The following is a 21,616-nucleotide window of genomic DNA, read 5'->3' on the forward strand; positions in this document are numbered from 1 at the left end:
ATGGGTACCGGGACAACGACTACTTCTTTTTGAAAATCAAAGCGGCGTTTCCCGGTAAAGTGCGATGAACCATAAAAAAGCCCTGATTGATCAGGGCTTTTTTGTATCCGTCACGCTCAGCACTCAGTGCAGTCGCTGCTGGTACTCTGGCGTGTCAAAATCATCACGCTCAACTTCCATACCTGACAACTCACCCACCTTGCGAACACCGGCTTCCAGCATAACGCGAGCAATATCCATATGATGCGCTTGCAGACTCGCCTTCGCATCGTCGGAGAAATGAATTGAAACCAGTGCATCCCCGTCCTGGTCATCTGCCCGACGAAGTGCAATGTCTCCATTGGATAATTCTACGATCTCAAAAAAGCGTGCCATAACCGCCTCTCAAAACTGGGCGCGGGAGTGTATCACAAGGAGTTCTGAATAGCTCACAGACCACTCAGAACACTTAGGTATAAGAAAAGATTTAATAGAACAGGGCCCCTCAGGACTCCTGACGATTCTCGCGCTGAAGGTCAATCAGACCTTGTAAAGAACGGAACCAGTCATCCACCTGAGTTGAGTCACTGGTGTCAGTGAGGGAAATAAGGCCGATGCCGTTGCTGGCAGCTTGTTGCCGGACTGTGTCAGGACGACTCAAGGCTGCAATACCGTTCAGCATCTGCGCCAGCCAGGAAAAACTGTTCTCAGCCAGTTGTGCCAGCTCGCGCATCTCTCCGGTCGGCAACGGACAACTTGTCATCAGCTGCTCGAGTGACGAGACAGGTTGGCGATAAGCCACCATCTCGCCCAGTTCCTGCAGGTAAGAGAGCCAGGCATCGTGGAGTAAATGTGTCGCGCCCTCTTCCAGCGCTTTAATCAGCGCACCCCCATCCGCTGCTGAGCGCTGGGCCAGCAGTAAACGACACTGATACAGTTTCTGGTTGGTAAAACCAATCCACTGAGACATAAGCACTCCGCGAGAGAATAAAACAACAGAGAAAATCGCGGCCCGCTGCTAAGACGGGCCACAACATCAGAAATCGATGGTCAGACCGAAGTGAACGCCATCACCCAGCTTGTAACGCTTATCCACGTCTTCCAGGCGAATGCCGTTGTAACGATAGCCGGTATAGATACGAGCAGTCGGCAACAGATTGAACTGAGCGCGAACATCGGTACTGATCATGTTTTCAGCATCGGCGAAGGACACAACTGGCGGCGCATAGTAACCGTAACCGGCCAGGCTCAGATCAGGTACCGCAGGAAAACTGTAACGGAAGAAACCGCCGACACCGAGCGCTACAGCGTCAAAGTAATCACTGGTCGCAGCAAATACCTTGGCGCCGACACCGATATACAGGTGGCTGCTGGATGGACGTACATCCACTACATGCAGACCCGCCGACACCATGTCGCCGTCATCTTCGTGGTGCAGTGCTGCCATACTGATGTGCATACCGCTGCCCATCTGGGTGGCGTCATAACCAATACGAGCGACATCATCAGCCAGGCTGATATCCAGTGAGCCACCAGCGAAAACCACAGGTGAAGCAGCCAGTGCTGCCGCAGACACAGCCGCGAGCAGAGTATTGCGGGCGTATTTCATCATCATCCCCAATAAAGCAGTTCAGTTATCAGCCGAATGGCTGTTTTTTATTGCCGGGCATAATAGCAGTACGGCGGCAGTGGTAAAACCACAGCCGCCGTACCTCAGACAGGGAAGTGTGAGTTTTAACTCATCAGATCCAGCAACAGTTTGTTCAGTCGACCAACATACTGCGCCGGGTCCTTCAGCTGACTGCCTTCTGCCAGCTTGGCCTGAGCGTGAATGATCTGTACCAGATCTGTGAAGCGATCCTCGTCCTGCTCTTTATCCAGGCGAGCAATCAGAGGATGAGCCGGGTTCACTTCCAGTGTCATTTCTGGTTCAGGTACTTGCTGGCCAGCCGCTTCCATCATGCGACGCAGGTGACCGCCCATATCGTACTGACCAACCACCAGACAAGCCGGGGAATCGGTCAGACGAGAAGTAACCCTTACAGTTTTTACGTCATTGTTCAGAGCTTTCAGAATGCGGTCAGTCAGATCTTTGTGTTCTTCCTGCAGTGCTTTCTGCTGTTCTTTTTCCGCTTCATCAGCAAGCTCATCGAGATCGAGTTCACCTTTGGTGACGTCCTGGAACATCTTGCCGTCAAATTCGGTCAGGTGGCCGACCATCCATTCATCTACGCGGTCAGTCAGCAGCAGAACTTCAACACCTTTAGTACGGAAGTATTCCAGATGCGGCGAGTTTGCCACCGCTTCGTAGCTGTCGCCGGTGATGAAATAGATCTTCTTCTGCCCTTCACGCATACGGGCTACGTATTCTTCCAGACCCGTGTTCTGCGTTTGGCCTTCACTGCGAGTGGTGGCAAAGCGGAACAGCTTGGCGACTTTTTCGCGGTTAGCGAAATCTTCCGCCGGGCCTTCCTTCAATACATCACCGAACTGATCCCAGAATTCCTGATACTTTTCCGGTTCGTTCTTCGCCAGTTTTTCCAGCGTATCGAGAACGCGTTTGACCAGTGCACTGCGCAGGCTATCGACCTGCTTATCCTGCTGCAGAATTTCACGGGAAACGTTGAGCGACAGGTCGTTGGAATCCAGTACACCTTTTACAAAACGCAGATAAAGTGGCAGGAACTGTTCAGCGTCGTCCATGATGAACACACGCTGTACATACAGTTTCAGACCGCGGGTCGCTTCGCGATTCCAGATGTCGTATGGCGCTTTCGCTGGAATATACAGCAGGCTGGTGTAATCCAGTTTGCCTTCCACGCGGTTATGCATCCATACCAGCGGATCGTTCCAGTCGTGTGATACATGCTTATAAAATTCTTTGTAGTCGTCGTCCGACAGCTCGCTTTTGTTACGAGTCCACAGCGCTTTTGCTTCGTTAACGGCTTCCGGAATCTTTTTCGCCTCTTCGCCTTCTTCGCTCTCACCCACTTCCTGCGGCAGGAATACCGGCACGGCGATATGGTCAGAATACTTTTTGATCAGCGAACGCAGACGGAAATTATCGGCAAACTCTTCTTCACCTTCTTTCAGGTGCAGCGTGATACGGGTACCGCGCTCCGCTTTTTCAATGCCTTCCAGAGTGAAGTCACCTTCACCGGCAGATTCCCAGCGCACAGCGGAGGTTGCATCCTCACCGGCACGACGGGTTTCAACGGTTACTTTATCAGCAACAATAAAAGCGGAATAAAAACCAACACCGAACTGACCAATCAGTTGCGAGTCTTTTTTCTGATCGCCACTTAATTTGCTCAGGAATTCAGAGGTGCCGGATTTGGCAATGGTGCCCAGATGATTAATGACATCATCACGGTTCATACCAATACCGTTGTCTTCGATACTGATGGTGCGCGACTCTGCATCAAAATCAATATGCACGCCCAGTTCGCTCTGGCCTTCGTATAAAGCATCATTTTTTAATGCTTCAAAGCGCAGTTTGTCGCAGGCGTCGGATGCGTTCGAAATTAACTCACGCAAAAAGATCTCTTTGTTTGAATACAAAGAGTGAATCATCAGATGCAGCAGTTGCTTGACTTCTGTCTTGAAGCCGAGGGTTTCTTTGCTGGCTGCGGTCATCTTTTTCTTCTCCTGTGTATGAGCCAAGGCTAACAGTTTTCAGAGATGGGGCCGCGCTCATACATTTCAAGGGCTGGCATTAATTTGCGTAACCCCGACACTCGCTGTGCCAGCTCCGGGCCCGGTGCCAGCGCCGTGACCACAGCAGCTGAGGCCATGGCCGACGCATTCAGGCCAACAATAGTATGCTCGGTGATACCGCCGATGCAGGTTAGTGTGTGCTCACTGAAGCGTTGCGACCAGCGGGCCACGCAATCGACACCAAGGGGCTGATAGCGCAGCTTTTTTGATAACGGTATAAAAACCGGACCAAAGGCAATGTACGAAGGCTGCAATGCCCGTGCGCGCGCAATTTCCCAATCACTGTGAGTACTGATACCCAGCCTTAACCCCGCCTCTGCAATGGCAGTCAGATCAGCCAGATTGAGGTCTTCCTGCCCCAGATGCACACCATAGGCGTTAAGCCGGATAGCAAGCGCCCAGTCGTCATTGATATACAGCGGCACCCCCGCCCGGCGGCACAGTTCAATTGCCTGCCGGGTAGTATCCGGATAATCCGGCTGCGGCGACTTCACCCGCCACTGCAAGGTATCAACTCCGGCATCAATCAGCGCTATAAGATGTTCAAGATTATCGGTTAAGGCGTACACCCCCAGAGGTCGCTCACAGGGACTGAACGCCATGCTGCTGGCCGGTTCATCGTCAGCCTGGCCACCGGCGAAAACCCGGGGCCAATCCTCCGCCATGCTGTCATCAGGATCACCGGCCCAGGCATTGTGATAACCAGAAGCGCGCCCGGATGCCAGACGAATTGCCTGACGGGCTCCCGCCACAGCACGGACAACCGCATCGTACAGGGTGTAACCAAGCGCCAGAGAACAGGCGAGCTGGGCTGCCAGATGACAACCCGTGCCATGAACCTCGCGCGCAATCCGCGGATGGCACAGGCGAAACTCAGGCAGTAACGATGGTCCTGGCAGTTCATCGACAGAATGGCAGCCACTGCCCTCTGCTGCGGGAAAGAAACAATCCTGCTGCCAGACCGCGGCTTCGTCCTGCTGGCCAACCCGGGAAGTCGCGTTGCTTCCTGTCAGCAGAATATGCCCTGCACCAGCGGCGCGGAGGTTGCCTACAATGTCATCAACACTCGCGTTAGCGGGTAAGCCAGCAAGAGCGCAAGCCTCCTGCAGGTTCGGTGTAATCACATCACAGCGGCGCAATAGCGGCTGCCAGACAGACACCGGATCCGTTCGCTCCGGCAGCCCTCCGCGTGTGGCCGACATCACCGGGTCCCAGATAACCCAGCCCGCATATCCTTCAAGCTTTGCCAGCAGCCAGTTAAGCAACGTCTGCTCCGCTGGCAACCAGCCCAGACGGATAACCGCAGGCAATCCATCATCAAGCAATGCCTGCCACTGAGCCTCACACATACTGAGCGGCAACAGTTGCAGAGCCTTCACACCATGACTGCTCTGTGCCGTCACCGCCATGGTCAGCACACCGACATCGACTCCACAGGCATGGCCCACGGCCAGATCAGCCTGCAGCCCGGCACCAGCACAGGAGTCACTGGCACCAATACTCCAGATGCGAATACGCTGCTTCACAGTCGTACCTCCGCCTGCTGCCAGAACGGCTTACCAATATCCGGTGTTGAAGCCACAGCCTGTTCACGCTCGACCATCAGGCCAGCCTGATAAGCCATATGCCCTGCGTCCACCGCCTGGCGGAATGCAGACGCCATCGATACCGGATCATGGGCCCGCGCCACGGCGGTATTCAGCAATACCGCGTCATACCCAAGTTCCATCGCCGCCATGGCCTGTGACGGTTTGCCGATACCGGCGTCGATGATCAGGGTTGCATCGGCCAGTCGCTGGCGCAGCGTTTTCAGCTGATAAATATTCATCAACCCACGACCAGTGCCAATCGGAGCACCCCAGGGCATAACCGCCGGACAACCCAGTTCCAGCAGGGTTGAGCACAACACCAGATCGTCGGTGCAATAAGGGAGCACAATAAAGTCCTGGGCAATCAGTTCACGGGCAGCTTCAACCAGCTGCAAAGGATGTGGCTGCAGCGTGTAGTCGTCGCCAATGACCTCTAATTTAATCCAGCGCGTTGCAAACAGTTCACGAGCAAGTTGCGCCAGATTCACCGCCTCTGCGGCAGAATGACAACCAGCGGTGTTAGGTAACAAGCGGCTGCCGGATGTCGCAACGGCTTGCAGCAGAATATGCCAGTGACCATGTTCACTAACCTGCTGGCGTAGTTGCATGGCGCTCTGTCGGCGCAAAGATACCGTGACAAAACCCGGACTGGCGGCCTGAATTGCATCACCCATCACTTTAGGTGATGGGTACAGCGACGATCCCAGCCACAAACGACTGCTGATTTTCTCAGCGCCAATGGTGAATGCATCCATGAATTATCCTCCGGTGACTGCAGCCAGAATATCGATACAGTCATCCTCCTGCAGAAGGGTTTGCCGATATTGTGTCGCGGTAATAATTTTCTGGTTAACAGCCACAACAAAAGGCGCGGATTTTTCATAGCTATCCGATAAATACCCCAGACTCTGCAGCAACATCAGCAATGAATATTCCCTCGTCTGATTCAGCAACAAAGATTCGCCATTCACAATTACGCGCATGCAACCTCCTGCTGATAAGTTTCATTCATCGACAGCGGCAAGCCAAAATGCTGCTGTATTGTCAGCAGTAAAGCGGGCGCCTGCAGGTAGCCATGACGGAAGAGTCCGTTGACACGCAGCCCCTGGCCGTTATTGAACGGGATAATGGCAGCATTGTGATCGGGTAATGCCGGTCGGCAATTGCTGTCAAAAGCAATAATGCGCGCCTCACTGAAGGCGGGAACCAGACAATACAGAGCGCTGAGTAATTCCATGGCCGAACGCACACTCACCGGCGATCGATCATCACTTTCAATTTCTGTTGCCCCCAGCATGTACTGATAGCGCCCGCCGGATTCCCCCTTCGGCACCAGATACAGGTGATAACGCGGATGCAGTAAGCGCAGTGGACGGGATATTCGCTGTTCGCTTTCCAGCCATAACACCTCACCGCGCACACCACGCAATTGCTGAATATCCTCTGCCGCGCCGGTACCGCGACAATCCAGAATAAAGCCTTGTGCCGGCTGCTGTTCCGCTGCTGTTTCAAACAGCAATTCGGCGCCAGCCTGACGCGCAGCACGCCACAGGGCTGTCAGTAGTATTCGCTGCTGTAAATGCGCTTCCTGTGGCAGCCACACGGCCTGACGGAACTCTGCGTTAATGTTGGGTTCCAGCTCGCGCAGGGACGCAGCATCCAGCATCTGCACCTGCTCACTCATCCCCGGAGTTAAGCCGTTAAAACTGAGCTGATCGCAAAACTGCTGCATTTCATTGCGGTCTGCCGGATGTGCAACCACCAGACTACCATTGCATTGATAACCGCAGGACATACCCGTTTCGCTTTCCAGCTCACTGATCAGTTGCGGCCACAATTGCAACGATAATTCACCGTTACGAAATACATCAAAGGTACTGGCACTGCGCTCTGCCCACGGTGCAACCATCGCTGCCGCCGTCCAGGCCGCGGACTGAGGAGAATGTTCTGCGGCGCGCTCGAGGAGCGTCACTTTCACCCCCTGTCGTGCCAACCGCCATGCCAGCAGGCTACCCATTAACCCCGCACCATAGATAGTGAAAGCCGCTGGCGCCGTCATACGCTCACCTCGTGATAAATCTCACTGCCCTGCTGACGGAATTCTTCGGCTTTCTGCTGCATCGCCTGATCCGTAGCTGTTTGCTGAGCAGCGTACTCCTGCACTTCCCTGGATATTTTCATTGAGCAGAATTTTGGTCCGCACATGGAACAGAAATGCGCCACTTTATGGCCTTCTTTCGGCAGTGTTTCATCGTGATACTGACGTGCGGTGTCCGGATCTAATGCCAGATTAAACTGGTCGTTCCAGCGGAACTCGAAACGGGCTTTGGACATGGCATTATCATGCAGCTGCGCGGCCGGAAACCCTTTCGCCAGATCGGCGGCATGAGCTGCAATGCGGTAAGCCATCAAGCCCTGTTTTACGTCATCCTTGTCCGGCAATCCAAGGTGTTCTTTAGGCGTGACGTAGCACAGCATGGCGCAGCCATACCAGCCAATCAGTGCCGCACCAATGCCAGAAGTAAAATGATCGTAGCCGGGGGCGATATCCGTAGTGAGCGGTCCCAGTGTATAAAACGGAGCTTCCTGACAATGCTCCAGTTGCAGTTCCATATTTTCGCGAATCATATGCATGGGAACATGCCCCGGCCCTTCAACGAAGGTCTGCACGTCGTGCGCCCAGGCAATCTTCGTCAGCTCACCAAGCGTCTTCAGCTCTGCAAACTGCGCCGCGTCATTGGCGTCAGCAATGGAGCCCGGACGCAGACCATCGCCCAGTGAAAAGCACACATCGTAGGCCTTCATGATGTCGCAGATATCTTCGAAATGGGTATAGAGGAAGTTTTCCTGATGATGTGCCAGACACCATTTCGCCATGATGGAGCCACCACGGGAAACAATACCGGTAACGCGATCCGCCGTTAACGGAATGTGCGCCAGGCGCAGGCCCGCATGTATAGTGAAATAATCGACGCCCTGCTCAGCCTGTTCAATCAGGGTGTCACGGTAAAGTTCCCAGCTGAGGTCTTCAGCAACACCGCCGCATTTTTCCAGAGCCTGATACAGAGGAACCGTGCCAATGGGCACAGGAGAATTACGGATAATCCATTCCCGGGTTTCGTGAATATTGTCACCGGTGGACAGATCCATAACGGTGTCAGCGCCCCAGCGGGTTGCCCACACCATTTTCTCGACCTCCTCCTCAATAGAGGAGGTGACCGCCGAGTTACCAATATTGGCGTTAACTTTGGTACGGAAATTCCTGCCGATAATCATCGGCTCTGTTTCCGGATGATTAATATTCGCCGGAATGACCGCACGTCCACGGGCAATTTCACTGCGCACAAATTCCGGGGTTATAAAATTCGGAATATTTGCCCCCAGTGCGTCACCACGGTGCTGCTGTTTCACTACAGAAGCCATTTGCTGCTCGCTGAGCCCCAGGTTTTCGCGCCAGGCAACATACTCCATCTCCGGCGTAATAATTCCCTGACGGGCATACCAGAGCTGTGAAACGTTTCTGCCCGGCAACGCCCGACGAGGTGATCGTTGCAGATTAAAACGCAGAGATTCCAGCGTAATATTCGCGTCACGCACCCGTGTGTAAGCAGAGCTGAAGTGTTTCAGAATTTCGCTGTCTGAGCGCTCTTCAATCCAGCCACTGCGCAAAGGTTGCAGCCCCTGCTTAACATCGATAACCACATCCGGGTCAGTATAGGGGCCCGACGTATCATAAACGCGTACAGGAGGGTTGTTCTCTTGCCGGCCATCGGCCAGCCGGGTCGGCGACAGCAATATTTGCCGCTGTGCTACCTTAAGATCGGGGCGACTCCCCTGAATAAAGACTTTTTCCGACGCAGGGTATGGCTGCAGAGACAGCTCACTGACCTGCAACGATTCACTCAGGGGTTCTGCAAACGATTGTTTAGCCATGCTCAGTTCCTTTCAAGACCCAAAGGGTTAAAAAAACAAGGCAGGCAGCGAAGAAAAGAAAAGGACGAAGTTGTACTCAGAACTGAGCTACTCCGGCAGGAAAATCAGCCACAAACAGGGTGATCCCGCTTTTCTGTTCCCTACGCTGGCACTAACCAGATCAGGTTCAACGGGATCCGGACTATGAGTCCGATCTCAGCCACTTTGACCATAAAAGGTCAGTGGCACCCCGACAGATTGGAGCTGAGTGTATGGTGAACCCTGTATGTTTTACAAGACCCACCAAACGAATAACGCATACACTTTGGTATCAGCCAAAGGCGTGGAGGATTTACCGAGCCAGCAGAAAATGCGCCCGGGCAGTGGCAATAGGACTGGTACGTTCAGTTTGCCAGGCAGTGATGGCTACGTTGGCAACACGAGATCCCTGACGCCACACCTGACATTCCGCGAAGGTATCCTGGTGACGCCCGGCTCGCAGATAATCCAGGGAAAAATCGATCATTTTCGGCAGCGCGGCGGTATCCATGCTCATCATCAGATGCAGTGATGCCGCCAGTTCCATAAAGCCACCAATAACGCCACCATGAATTGCCGGCAATATCGGGTTGCCAATATTGTCTTCATTTTTAGGTAACTGAAACAGTACATCCTGTCCGAAGCGCTGGAATTTCAGACCGATAAATCCAGCGTAAGGAATACTGTCAACCAATGGCTGAAAATCGCCGCTGGCCTGAGCCTGTTGAATAATTTTCTCAAAACTCACGGCTTAACTCCTGCAACATCTTCGCCATTTTCAATACGGGCACGGAAATCCGGCGGTGTCATATCCTGACCAATACGCATAAAGGTCGCTGAACATTTTGCCACCAGATCACGTTCATCGCCCTGATACACTTCACAGCGGGTAAACACCACACTGGAGGCTATGCGAATAACCGTTGCCTCGGCATACAGGTCACGATTTGGCTCGGCGGCTTTCATGTAATCCATGCGCAAATCCAGCGTCGGACACAATTCAAAGCCCGGCAGTACCGAAAACACGGCGGTACCGCAGGCGGTGTCCATCAAGGTGGTCAGACTTCCACCGTGGACAGTGCCATCCAGCGGATTACCAACAATCTTATCGCTGTATGGCAGTTTCATAACCAGCGTATTCCCTTCGGCACTCTCCACCGTCAATCCCAGGTTCTGACAGTGGCGCAGAGTGCCAACAAAGCGCTCTGCTCGGGTTTTAATGGATAGCGTCATAGCATTCTTGATCCGGAAAATAAGCGGTTTTCAGATTTAACGGCGCCGTTATACCTGAACAGCAATAATTAACAATGGCCTCAACGTCGCACTCAATTAGCATAACTGATCAAACAATACACCCACCGTGCGCTTATACGCCAACTAATGACGATTGTAACCAGCATCTGATATGTTTAGCGGCCTTTTTAATTTAGCAGGCTGGACACAGCCTGAGCGACAAGAGTAACGCCACCATGCTTTTCGACGACTACCTCAAACAGGCTTGCAGCACCTCAGAGCTGACCATCAGCGAGTCCTGGGGACAGGGACGAACAACCTTTGGTGGGCTGTCTGCAGCTCTGGCTCTGGCCAGTATCATGCGAGACAGTGGCGCTGACACCCTGCGCTCGGTCAGTGTCAGCTTCTGCGGACCACTGCGAACCAATGAGAGTTTTTCCATTGAGTCATCACCTCTGCGCCAGGGAAAATCGGTTTCCCATTACCAGTCCAGCGTCGTACAGGACGACAAACTCTGCACGCTGGTCAATGCCTGCTTTGGTCGCGAGCGCGAATCTGCCATCGAAGTACCTTTCGCTAAGGTAGAAACACCAGCTGCTGGCGAGGGGCAGCGTTTACCTTATATCAAGGGCGTAGTACCTGAGTTTACCCAGCATATTGCCTTTTCCTATGTCGAAGGCGGTTTACCCTTCACCAACAGCAAGCACAACCACCTGCGTGGCTGGATGCGCTTTAACGAAGGGGAAGGCAACTTGACCGAAGCCCACCTGCTGGCCCTGATCGATGCCTGGCCACCCACCCTGCTGCAGAAACTGCGTAGCCCTGCACCCTGTGCGTCCATCACCTGGAACGTCGAGATGGTCACTCCGCTGAGCCAGATTGCGCCACTGAAGAGCACCGACTGGCTGTGGTATGAAGCAGATATCCGCCAGGCACATCATGGCTACGGCCATACTGAAGCTCGAATTGTCACTGCAGATGGAACCCTGCTTGCACTCAGCCGTCAGCTGGTCGCTGTCTACGATCAGTGAAAGGCAGTAATTCCTTAACCAGCATTTGCTCAACAGCTATCTGACAACTATTACTTAGTCATACCCGTCTATTTTTCTGTGACAGGCTATGGCTACTAACGTATTGATTTGTGATGACTCAAGCTTCGCCCGCAAGCAGATGGCACGGGCGATTCCCAAGGAATGGGATGTCGAGGTTCATTTCGCCGGAGACGGCGTGGAAGGCGTTCAGGCAATCCGTGAAGGCAAGGGTGAGGTGGTATTCCTCGACCTGACCATGCCCAATCTGGATGGCTATGGCGTATTGGAGGCTATCCGCAAAGAGGATCTGCCTGCCATGGTAATTGTTGTATCCGGCGATATTCAGCCGGATGCGCAGGAACGGGTTAAGAAACTCGGCGCCATGGCCTTTATCAAAAAGCCCATCGATTCGGACAAGGCACGGGAAGTATTGTCCGAATATGGCATTCTGCCGGGGGCTGTATCATGACAGACACAGCCACTGTTTCCCTCAATGAAGATCAGCGTGATTGCTATCAGGAACTGACCAACGTCGCTATGGGTCAGGCCGCCGACCGACTGGCACGCCTGCTCGATTCTTACGTCGTGCTCCCCATTCCTAAGGTCAATCTGATTGAGGCCAACGACCTGCGCATGGCCATTCAGGAAGTGGAAACAGAATCGGCTATGTCTGCGGTCTGTCAGGGTTTTATCGGCTCGGGCATCGCGGGTGAAGCCTTGCTGCTGTTCAACGACACCAGTTTTTCTGACCTGGCAAACCTGATGAACTACGACGGTGAACTCGATCGCCACGGACAGCTTGAATTGCTGATGGACGTCAGCTCTCTGCTGATTGGTGCCTGTATTCAGGGCATTGGCGAACAGCTCGAGATTCATTTCAATCAGGGTCACCCGGTAGTACTTGGGCAGCATTGTCGCGTTGATGAATTGCTGCAGAACAGTGTTAATCCATGGACCAAAACGCTGGCGATTGAGATCCATTACACCATGGAGCAGGCCAATATCGACTGCGACCTGTTGCTGTTGTTTACCGAAGACTCGGTGGCCAAGCTGAATAACAAAATTAACTTCCTGCTGGATTGAGTATGGCTGATTCAAATATCGAAATAGGTGATATTCATTGGCTGATGGCCATTCTGCAGAACATTGATGTCGGTCTGGTAGTGCTGGACCGTAATTACAATATTCAGCTTTGGAATGGTTTTATGGAAAGCCACAGCGGATTAAGTCCGCAGGTGGTAAGCGGGCAAAATCTCTTCGACCAGTTTCACGAAATTCCGCGCGACTGGTTTATGAAAAAAGCCGAGCCTGTGTTTCAGCTCAAAACCCGTACATTCACCATCTGGGAACAACGTCCGTATCTGTTCCGTTTCAAGAACTACCGACCTATCACTGGCCGCGCATCCGTGATGTACCAGAACACCAGTATTATTCCGCTGGAATCCATTGATCGTTCAGTCAACCATATCTGCCTGATAATTTATGATGTGACTGATATCGCCGTCAGCCGCGCCGATGTCGAAACGGCCCAGCAATCGCTGTCGGAGCGTAATCGCACTGACATACTGACCGGCCTGAACAATCGCAGCTACTGGCAGGAAGAAGCCGACATCATATATCGCCAATGCCAGAACACCGGGGTCAGCAGCACTTTGCTGATGCTGGAGATCGATGATTTCCGTAATTTACAGCGCAGCCGTGGTCACCGTACAGCCGACGAGGTGATCAGATCTCTGTCGCATTGCCTGATGGAAACCGTGCAGCAGGAAGACCTGCTCTGTCGCTACGACGGAGAAGTATTCGCGCTGATGCTGAATGGCGTTAACAGTGATGACGCCAGAATTTATGCCGACCACATCTGCAAACGCGCATCCGAGGTTTGTTTCGAACCCATTGGTGAAGGTATTACCCTGAGCATTGGCATGGCCACGTTCAGCACCAGCTATAACGGCGTTGACGACTGGCTGCAGGCCGCTGACAAGGCCATGTATCACGCCCGGGAAAGCGGCGGGAACCGGGTCAGCGTGTTCGCGTCCGGCAGCAAGTAATTGCATTTATGATCAGCGGGGTTTGATACCCATGATCACTTCAGTCAAAATCCACTGCCCTATTCAGTGAGAGCTCCAATGGCTGACCATCAGATTCATCGTCCGTTTATCGATGCGCCACTGGCCGGCATCAGAAACCTTGGAATAGACCCTGCTCTTATCTGGCAGAAAGCCGGCCTTGATCTCGCCTTGCTGAATGACCCGGAGGCGACCCTCAGTTCCAGCCAGTACACTCGCCTGATGGCAACCATGTGGCGCGAAACCGATGATGAACTTGTCGGGCTCGGGCCAGTGCGCAGCCGCTATGGAACCTTTGCCATGATGTGCAAAGCCATCATCAGCTGCACCTCACTGGAACATGCCTTACATCGTGCTCAGCGTTTTTACGCCTTGTTTGAGGGCGGCCCTAATATTCGTCTGATCAAAGATGAGCAACTGACTCGCATTGAGATTATTCAGGATGTGAGCTTCGACCCGGATCACTACCTCAGTGAATCATTGCTGGTAATCTGGCACCGCCTGAGCAGCTGGCTGGTCGGCCAGGGTATTCCGTTGCTGCAGGTAGGTTGTTGCTACCCTCCTCCGCCACACGCGCAGTTGTACCAGATTCTGTTCGCTACTCCGGTGAGTTTTAATGAAGAGCGCAGTTTTCTGCTGGTGCCATCAAGAGTTCTGTCACTGCCGATCAGCCAGACCCCTGCATCGCTGCGCGCATTTCTTAAACATTCGCCGGCGGACGTTCTGGCCAGGCCAAATCCGCATGAAAGTACAACCGGTAAACTCCGGCAATTGTTCCGCCGCTATGACATGTGCGACTTACCAGACCTCAACCAGAGTGCAGAGCTGTTAGGAGTATCCAGTGCCACACTGCGCCGCCGGCTGCACGAAGAGCAAACGTCCTTTCAGAAACTGAAAGATGAATGCCGGCTGGAAGAGGCCAGCCTGCGTCTGGCACAACAGGACACCAGCATCAGGGAAATTGCGGAGCATCTGGGCTATACCGAGACCAGTACCTTTCACCGCGCTTTCCGTAAATGGATGGGCGTTACCCCGGGTGAGTACCGACAGCAGCAACGTGGGGGGCTCATTGAGACTGATGACTGACAAATTCAGGCAAACAACCATGATCCTCTTGCTTGGATTGCTGATGATGTCAGCAGCCCGGGCTGATCACGTCCTGAATTATTCAGAGTTACAGTCCGGGCATCAGGTAGGTAAATTTTTACATTACTGGCCAGAGAAAACTCCGTTACCTGATGGAGCTTTTCCACCAGCTGACACAGACTGGCAGCGAAGTAATGATGACGTGCCGAACTTCGGACTGGTACAGCATCCTGTCTGGTTCCGCCTGACAATTTCCAGTCAGCTGCCCATTGACCACCTCGTAGCTGACATCGAACTCCCACTGCTTGATGAAGTCGCCTTCTATCTGATTGAAAATGGAGAGTTATCGCGTTTTATCATTCTCGGTGACCATCTGCCTTTTGAAGAGCGGCCGATTCTGCAACGCAGCTTCGCGATTCCGGTTCAGGGCCTACCGCCAGGTGACTATGAGTTTCTGTTTCGGGTGACCACCAATGGCAGCATGCAATTCCCACTGAGTCTCTGGTATGACGAGGATTACCACCAGAAGGCTACTAATGATTACGTTGTTTTCGGGCTTTATATAGGCTTCATTCTGTCTGTTGCGCTCTACAACATGTTCATTTACTTCACCACTCGTGAGCGTTATGCGCTGGGGTTCGTTAGTCATATTCTGACCTATCTGGGGTTTTTCGTAGCCTTAACCGGTATTGGTTTTCAGTATCTGTGGCCTGAACAATTATGGCTTGAGGAGCGGGCTACTACCGTATTTGCGACCTTATCCGGCCTGTTCGCGCTGATGTTCACTTATGATTTTCTCGATCTGGCCAATCGTACTCCGCGTTTTCTGCGCCATTTAATTACCATAGCCTTCTCGGTTTCCGCGCTTTCAGTTCTCGGAACCCTGATGCTGCCCTACCAGCTGTCAGTCGAAGTATCTATCGTCAGCAGCTTATTCACCTGCCTCTCGGCCATCATCGTCACCGTTGTATGCGCTTTCCGACCGACACCATCTGTGCTTTTTTACGGCGCGGGATGGATAGGTATTCTGGTGGGTGTTGTTATCCATTCTCTGGCGAAGCAGGGCTTGTTTCCGGTTAATTCATTTACGGTTTACGTTATGCACGTTGGCAGTGTAGTAATGGTAACGCTGCACAGCCTGGGCATTGCTTTCCGTTTTCAGGAAGCGAGGCGCGAGCATCTGCTGACCGAGCAACGCATGTATAAAGCGCAGCGAGAATCTCTGAAAGCCAGAATGAAAGTGCAGGAAGCCGAACTGAAACAGCAAAAAATGGAAGCTGAAAATGAAGCGAAGTCTGCCTTCCTGGCAACAATGAGCCACGAAATTCGCACCCCGCTGAATGGCGTACTCGGCATGGTGCAACTGCTGGGAGAAACCCATTTAGACGAAGAGCAGGAACGTTATCTGGATACCATAAGCAGCTCCGGCGAATCTTTGCTGACGATTGTTAATGATATTCTGGATCTGTCGAAAATGAATTCGGGACGTCTGCAAATAGAACGCCGCCAGATCGATCTGCATAAACTGGTCATGGATTGTGTTCAGCTGTATTCCAACCAGGCTCAACAAAAAGAACTGCGCTTAGTGGCAGACTTCCGTCTTCCTGCCTGCTCTATAATTCAGAGCGACCCTACACGCCTGCGACAGATCTTAAATAATCTGTTGAGTAACGCGGTAAAATTCACCGAAAAGGGACATATCCTGGTAACGGTACGCACCGCGGATAACAAATTATCCGTTAGCGTAAAAGACACCGGCATTGGCATCCCGGAATCTTATCGTGATCAGCTTTTTGAGCATTTCAGCCAGGCCGACGCTTCAACTTCACGAAACTATGGCGGCACTGGCCTGGGGCTGAGTATCAGTCGTCAGCTCAGTGAACTGATGGGGGGCAGCCTGGAATTCACCAGTACCGAAGGTGAAGGATCCGAGTTTACGTTTGAACTGCCTGACTGCTCGCCCTCAAACCCAGTCAGCTCTCAGGCACCTCACCCGTTTCATTTTAAACTGGCGCTGAGCCACAATGACGAAGTCTCTCTGCTCAGTAAACTGCTGAATGAATCCGGTGGCAGTGTCAGCGACACCCCTGACTGGTTGATAACTGATGATGAAGCGCTGGCCAGATCGTCAATCGATAGGGCGTTGCTGATCACAGCGCACAGACTCGGTGATTTGCCGCGTCAATGCCAGATAATTCGCCCACTGAACACGCTGGACATCATCAGGGCACTGGCGCCGGAGCCTGAACACACCAACAGAGAACAGGCACCTGCACAAGCAGATCTGAAAGCGACAATCTGGGTTGCTGAAGACAATATTGTTAACCAGAAAGTGATCGCTGGTATGCTCAGGCATATGGGGCTTGATACTGTGCTGTTCAACGATGGTGCAGCGATCTGTCGTGCATGGACGGCTCGCGAGGCGTCGCCGGATCTGATTCTTATGGATTGTGAAATGCCTGTTCTCGATGGCTTTGATGCAACACGCAGCATCCGTCAGAGTGAACGTCACGGTGAGCATATACCGATCCTTGCCCTGACCGCCCATGTTTTGCCCGAATATAAAGACAAAGCACTGAAAGCCGGCTTCAACGACTTCCTAAGTAAGCCCATCGACCGGCAACTTCTTCGGGACACGATCCTGCGCTGGATTACGACCGCTCAGACCCGGTAATCGTGGGCCGGATAGGTACCCAGCACACGAACGTCACGGGCAAAATACTGCAGTTCCTCCATTGCCAGTACCATGTTCGGCTCCAGCGGATGTCCCTGTATATCAACGTGAAAATGGCTGGCCTCCATCGTACTGCCATCCATGTAACTCTCCAGCTTCAGCAAGTTCACACCGTTAGTCGCAAAGCCGCCCAATGCCTTGTACAGGGCCGCAGGAATATTGCGCACAGAAAACAGCAGGCTGGTCACATAATTAAGCGAAGGGTCCATTACCTGATGCTCTGCTTCGCGGCTGAACACCAGAAATCGAGTGGTATTCCCCATCACGTCCTGAAAGTTCTCGTGCACTATGTCCAGGCCGTACAACTCTGCCGCCAGCGCTGAGGCAATTGCCCCACGCTTTCGTTCTCCGCTGGCGGCCAGACGCTGTGCTTCCTTGGCCGTATCCACCGCGGCTACCGGCGTCAGCCCAAGATGGATGATGCGCTGATGACACTGAGCCAGTGCCTGAGGGTGTGAGGACACTTCTTCGAGATCTGCTACAGAACAACCAGGCAAAGCCAGTAAACAATGATTGATGGGCTCAAAATGCTCGGCAATAACAAACAACTGTGTTCGTGGAATCAGTCGATATATCTCTTCGACCCGACCGGCCGTAGAGTTCTCCAGCGGAATCATGGCACGATCGGCGTAACCGTTAGCCACCAGATCGAGTGCGCCAAGGAAGTCGTCACAGGCCACCGCCTCCCAGTCCGGAAACACCCTTTTACAGGCCAGATGTGAATACGCTCCCGACGTGCCCTGATAAGCAACCCTTGGCATATGATCTCCAATTAAGCATTTTGCACCGATATGGTGCGTGTTTTCAGGTCTGACTATTCGCGCACCAATGCAGTGCGCAAGATAATACCAGTTTGCCAGAAGTCGTGGATTGAACGCCTTGTCTCAGCTCACGACTCATATTATCGGCTGAAATTGTCAGAACTGGCACAATGTCTGCTGAGTTATGTGAAACAGTCATTACCAGACTCCTCGCCTTCTACAGGACAGGAAACAGGGAGAATCGCATGACATCCGATCAGAACAGCGCAGCTTTTTCCGCGACATCTATGCTGCACACTCTGACCAATATTTCATCCTTTCCGGGATCATCCGAACTACCAGCGGGCTGGATGCAGCAATGGACCGACATCTGGGCATCCGTTGCTGCTAGGGTTGCACAGCAGAAAACCAACGGCGCTTTTGTTATTGGCATACACGGTGGCCAGGGCTCGGGTAAATCGACCCTCAGCAAAGCACTGGCCGGTGTGTTCCGCGAAGCCTTTGGCTGGAACACCGTCGTCCTGTCGATTGATGACCTGTATCTGCCCCACCAGGATCGGCAGAACCTGAGCCGGGACGTGCACCCATTACTCAGCACACGCGGTGTTCCCGGAACACATGACGCTGAACTGGGTTGTCAGCTGATCAGCCGCTTAAGAGCACTGCGAGCAGGAGACGTTCTGGCCATCCCGTCTTTTGACAAAGCCAGCGACGACCGGCTTCCCGAAGCACACTGGCATCAGGTCAGCGGCCCTGTTGATCTGGTTCTTTTTGAGGGCTGGTGCGTAGGCTGTCGACCAGTGTCCGACACGCAACTGGCCGAGCCTGTGAATACGCTGGAAGCGCAGGAAGATACTGATGGCGAATGGCGCCGTTTCGTTAACGAGCAATTGAGTACAGATTATCAGCAGTGGTTCAGCCTGATTGATTATCTGATTATGCTGAAAGTGCCGGACATGGAAGCAGTACTTGAATGGCGTGGCCAGCAGGAACAGGGCAATAAAGCCTGTGCAGCCGGCCATGGCCCGGACCGCAGTCTTGATGACGCAAAGTTAAAGCGATTTATTCAGCATTATGAGCGTCTCACCCGCCAGGCTCTTGAGGCTATGCCTGGCTGGGCCAACCTGATTATTTCTCTGAACCCACAGCATCAGGTTGATGATATCCGGGAAAATACGGCACAGGAGGCTGTTTTATGATTTTACCTTCTCTGCCCCTGATCGTGCTCACAGATCTGGATGGTACCCTTCTGGACCACGATAATTATGACTATCGCGCGGCAATGCCTGCACTGGCATGCCTGCGCCAGTTTCACATTCCGTGCATCTTCAACAGCAGCAAAACATTCGACGAAATGCTGCCATTACGTGAAAGCATGAATAACCATGATCCGTTTGTCAGTGAAAATGGTGGTGCCGTATTCATTCCTAAAGAAGGCTCTGCCGTCTTCCACAGTGAAATGACCGGTAGCAGCTACAACAGCATCCTCAACGTACTGCAACTTTTACGCGAGCAAGGCTTCCGCTTTCGCGGCTTTCACGACATGAGCGACCAGGAGGTCGCTGATATCACCGGTCTGAAGCCTGAAGAGGCAACGCTGGCACGCCGCCGCCATGCATCCGAGCCCATCATCTGGGAAGACGATGAACTCCGCTTGTCAGAGTTCTTAAGCATTTTGTCCTGCCACAATCTGCGCATGCTGAAAGGCGGACGTTTTATTCATGTAATGGGCTCCAATGACAAGTCGGAAGCTGTCACATTTTTCCGCGATTATTATCAGACATTATGGGATCAGGAGATCCGCGTTATCGCTCTGGGCGATGGCGATAATGACCTGGCAATGCTGGAAAGTGCCGACTACCCGATTGTCATACCTGGCAAAAATAACACGCTTAAACCGGAAAACCCTGCAACACGTTTTGCAGAAAAACCCGGACCGGCTGGCTGGAATGATACCCTGCTGGCACTTCTGAATGACCTGACCAAGGAGGTAAACCGTGGCTGATTTTTACCAGAACGGGATAATAACAACACTGCACAACCTGACCGACCGTCCCCTGGAAGATCTTGAAAAAGAACTCATCAGTTATTCCCGCAGCCGGCCGATGTCGCTGGTACTGCCATCACTGTACTCTGAGCTTCAGGGACCGGCGCTGAGCAATATTATTGAAGACGTTGCCAAAGTTCCTTATCTCAATGAAATTGTTATTGGTCTCGACCGGGCTGATGAAGCCGAGTACGCGCATGCCAAAGAGTTTTTCGGGACCCTGCCTCAGCACCACCGCATTCTGTGGAATGACGGTCCACGTCTGCGCAAAATCGACGCCCTGCTACAGGAAGAAGGGCTGGCTCCGAAAGAAATGGGTAAAGGTCGCAACGTCTGGTACTGCTACGGTTACGTTCTGGCTTCCGGCCGGGCCCAGTCAGTCGCCCTTCACGACTGCGATATTGTCACCTACGATCGCAGCATGCTGGCACGTCTGATTTATCCGGTCGCGAATCCAGGCTTTAACTATGAATTTGCCAAAGGCTATTACAGCCGTATTGCGGATGGGAAGCTCAATGGCCGCGTTAGCCGCTTGCTGGTAACACCGCTGATACGTGCACTGAAAAAAGTGTACGGTTCACTCGACTTTCTCGAATATCTGGACAGCTTCCGCTACCCACTGTCCGGCGAATTCTCCATGCGCGTGGATGTACTGAATGACATCCGTATCCCTTCCGACTGGGGCCTGGAGATCGGCGTACTGTCTGAAATGAAACGCAACTATTCAACCAACCGCATCTGCCAGGTTGATATCGCGGATGTGTATGACCATAAACACCAGCCGCTGTCGGAAGAGGATGCAAACCGTGGTCTGTCAAAAATGAGTACAGATATCTGCAAAGCCATTTTCCGTAAACTGGCAACGCAGGGAGAAGTCTTCACCACCGAGACCTTCCGCAGTATCAAGGCAACCTATTTCCGTATCGCACTCGATTTCATTGAAACCTACTACAATGATGCTCGCATGAATGGTCTGACTCTGGACCGCCATGCCGAAGAACGCGCGGTAGAACTGTTCGCTGAAAATATTATGAACGCAGGCGAGCACTTCCTGCAAAACCCGATGGAAACACCGTTTATTCCAAGCTGGAACCGGGTCATTTCAGCGGTTCCGGATATTCTGGATCGTCTGTACGAAGCGGTGGAAGAAGACAACGCTTGCTGACCGCTTACCAATAGGCGACGGATAAATAAAAAAGAGGCTTAAGCCTCACTGCTGTCCCACAAATTTTTATTTGAACTTTTGTGAGATATTCCAGGCCCCTTGTCCTCATAGAGGGGCCTTCCGAAACGTCGGACCGCCCCTCTCGCCGGACGGGCTTAACTCCTGACCGCCAGGGATGGCGGAAATGCAGGTTTTGCAGGAGCAAAAACCGGCCCGCTTCGCGCTGTTCTGGCTCGTTTACCCTTGAAACCTTGATA

General features: G+C 52.8%; 21 protein-coding genes and 1 riboswitch. Of the genes, 9 read left to right on the forward strand and 12 right to left on the reverse strand.

Annotated features, from left to right (window positions below):
• Positions 1–123: 123 nt before the first annotated feature.
• The 11 genes from I9W95_RS05930 to I9W95_RS05980 all read right to left on the reverse strand — a co-directional run bounded on the left by I9W95_RS05930 (position 124) and on the right by I9W95_RS05980 (position 10,469).
• The gene (locus I9W95_RS05930) at positions 124–375 is read right to left on the reverse strand and encodes a hypothetical protein (protein WP_225672837.1); all 252 of its coding nucleotides are present in this window, start codon (positions 373–375) and stop codon (positions 124–126) included.
• 109 nt (positions 376–484) lie between these two features.
• Positions 485–949 (reverse strand): DUF6586 family protein, encoded by a 465-nt coding sequence (locus I9W95_RS05935; RefSeq protein WP_225672839.1) that lies wholly within the window; start codon positions 947–949, stop codon positions 485–487.
• Positions 950–1,015: 66 nt separating this feature from the next.
• Positions 1,016–1,594: a YfaZ family outer membrane protein gene (locus I9W95_RS05940; protein WP_225672841.1), complete on the reverse strand. Its 579-nt coding sequence runs from the start codon at positions 1,592–1,594 to the stop codon at positions 1,016–1,018.
• Positions 1,595–1,713: 119 nt separating this feature from the next.
• Entirely contained in the window at positions 1,714–3,615 is a 1,902-nt protein-coding gene (gene htpG, locus I9W95_RS05945) for a molecular chaperone HtpG (RefSeq protein WP_225672843.1), read from the reverse strand.
• 29 nt (positions 3,616–3,644) lie between these two features.
• Positions 3,645–5,222, reverse strand: a complete 1,578-nt coding sequence (locus I9W95_RS05950; RefSeq protein WP_225672845.1) for a thiamine phosphate synthase — start codon at positions 5,220–5,222, stop codon at positions 3,645–3,647.
• Positions 5,219–6,040 carry a thiazole synthase gene (locus I9W95_RS05955; RefSeq protein WP_225672847.1) on the reverse strand — a complete coding sequence of 274 codons (822 nt, stop codon included), beginning with the start codon at positions 6,038–6,040 and terminating at the stop codon, positions 5,219–5,221. The genes I9W95_RS05950 and I9W95_RS05955 overlap by 4 nt, the downstream gene beginning before the upstream one ends.
• Positions 6,041–6,043: 3 nt before the next feature.
• On the reverse strand, positions 6,044–6,268 hold the full coding sequence (gene thiS / locus I9W95_RS05960; protein ID WP_225672850.1) for a sulfur carrier protein ThiS: 225 nt from the start codon (positions 6,266–6,268) through the stop codon (positions 6,044–6,046).
• Positions 6,259–7,344, reverse strand: coding sequence for an FAD-dependent oxidoreductase (locus I9W95_RS05965; RefSeq protein WP_225672852.1), 1,086 nt, complete (start codon positions 7,342–7,344; stop codon positions 6,259–6,261). The genes thiS and I9W95_RS05965 overlap by 10 nt, the downstream gene beginning before the upstream one ends.
• Positions 7,341–9,218 carry a phosphomethylpyrimidine synthase ThiC gene (thiC, locus tag I9W95_RS05970; protein WP_225672854.1) on the reverse strand — a complete coding sequence of 626 codons (1,878 nt, stop codon included), beginning with the start codon at positions 9,216–9,218 and terminating at the stop codon, positions 7,341–7,343. Before thiC ends, I9W95_RS05965 begins: the two co-directional genes overlap by 4 nt.
• A gap of 120 nt (positions 9,219–9,338) precedes the next feature.
• A riboswitch (TPP riboswitch) is annotated at positions 9,339–9,460 on the reverse strand.
• Positions 9,461–9,549: 89 nt separating this feature from the next.
• Positions 9,550–9,984: a PaaI family thioesterase gene (locus I9W95_RS05975; RefSeq protein ID WP_225672856.1), complete on the reverse strand. Its 435-nt coding sequence runs from the start codon at positions 9,982–9,984 to the stop codon at positions 9,550–9,552.
• Positions 9,981–10,469 carry a PaaI family thioesterase gene (locus I9W95_RS05980; RefSeq protein WP_225672858.1) on the reverse strand — a complete coding sequence of 163 codons (489 nt, stop codon included), beginning with the start codon at positions 10,467–10,469 and terminating at the stop codon, positions 9,981–9,983. The genes I9W95_RS05975 and I9W95_RS05980 overlap by 4 nt, the downstream gene beginning before the upstream one ends.
• A 236-nt stretch (positions 10,470–10,705) precedes the next feature.
• On the opposite strand from I9W95_RS05980, the gene I9W95_RS05985 reads away from it, so the two are divergent.
• The 6 genes from I9W95_RS05985 (at position 10,706) to I9W95_RS06010 (ending at position 17,326) form a co-directional block, all read left to right on the forward strand.
• Complete coding sequence (locus I9W95_RS05985) at positions 10,706–11,500, forward strand: acyl-CoA thioesterase (RefSeq protein ID WP_225672860.1); 795 nt, start codon at positions 10,706–10,708, stop codon at positions 11,498–11,500.
• 88 nt (positions 11,501–11,588) lie between these two features.
• The gene (locus tag I9W95_RS05990; protein ID WP_225672862.1) at positions 11,589–11,969 is read left to right on the forward strand and encodes a response regulator; all 381 of its coding nucleotides are present in this window, start codon (positions 11,589–11,591) and stop codon (positions 11,967–11,969) included.
• Complete coding sequence (locus I9W95_RS05995; RefSeq protein ID WP_225672864.1) at positions 11,966–12,583, forward strand: histidine kinase; 618 nt, start codon at positions 11,966–11,968, stop codon at positions 12,581–12,583. The genes I9W95_RS05990 and I9W95_RS05995 overlap by 4 nt, the downstream gene beginning before the upstream one ends.
• A gap of 2 nt (positions 12,584–12,585) precedes the next feature.
• On the forward strand, positions 12,586–13,548 hold the full coding sequence (locus tag I9W95_RS06000; RefSeq protein ID WP_225672866.1) for a sensor domain-containing diguanylate cyclase: 963 nt from the start codon (positions 12,586–12,588) through the stop codon (positions 13,546–13,548).
• 78 nt (positions 13,549–13,626) lie between these two features.
• Positions 13,627–14,652 carry an AraC family transcriptional regulator gene (locus I9W95_RS06005; RefSeq protein ID WP_225672869.1) on the forward strand — a complete coding sequence of 342 codons (1,026 nt, stop codon included), beginning with the start codon at positions 13,627–13,629 and terminating at the stop codon, positions 14,650–14,652.
• A 19-nt stretch (positions 14,653–14,671) separates the two neighbouring features.
• Positions 14,672–17,326, forward strand: coding sequence for a hybrid sensor histidine kinase/response regulator (locus I9W95_RS06010; protein WP_225672871.1), 2,655 nt, complete (start codon positions 14,672–14,674; stop codon positions 17,324–17,326).
• Here I9W95_RS06010 and I9W95_RS06015 read toward each other — a convergent pair.
• Positions 17,314–18,147 (reverse strand): prephenate dehydratase, encoded by an 834-nt coding sequence (locus I9W95_RS06015; protein WP_225672873.1) that lies wholly within the window; start codon positions 18,145–18,147, stop codon positions 17,314–17,316. The genes I9W95_RS06010 and I9W95_RS06015 overlap by 13 nt on opposite strands.
• 245 nt (positions 18,148–18,392) lie before the next feature.
• Here I9W95_RS06015 and I9W95_RS06020 point away from each other — a divergent pair, with 245 nt between their 5' ends.
• The 3 genes from I9W95_RS06020 to I9W95_RS06030 are packed head-to-tail and all read left to right on the forward strand — an operon-like array spanning position 18,393 to position 21,359.
• Positions 18,393–19,346: a hypothetical protein gene (locus I9W95_RS06020; RefSeq protein WP_225672875.1), complete on the forward strand. Its 954-nt coding sequence runs from the start codon at positions 18,393–18,395 to the stop codon at positions 19,344–19,346.
• Complete coding sequence (locus tag I9W95_RS06025) at positions 19,343–20,152, forward strand: HAD-IIB family hydrolase (RefSeq protein WP_225672877.1); 810 nt, start codon at positions 19,343–19,345, stop codon at positions 20,150–20,152. Before I9W95_RS06020 ends, I9W95_RS06025 begins: the two co-directional genes overlap by 4 nt.
• A complete protein-coding gene (locus I9W95_RS06030; protein WP_225672879.1) occupies positions 20,145–21,359 on the forward strand; it encodes a glycosyltransferase family protein in 1,215 nt (404 codons plus the stop codon). Before I9W95_RS06025 ends, I9W95_RS06030 begins: the two co-directional genes overlap by 8 nt.
• Positions 21,360–21,616 lie beyond the last annotated feature (257 nt).

Origin of the sequence: Thalassolituus marinus (genome assembly GCF_020320395.1) — a bacterium.
Lineage (GTDB): Bacteria > Pseudomonadota > Gammaproteobacteria > Pseudomonadales > Oceanobacteraceae > Venatoribacter > Venatoribacter marinus.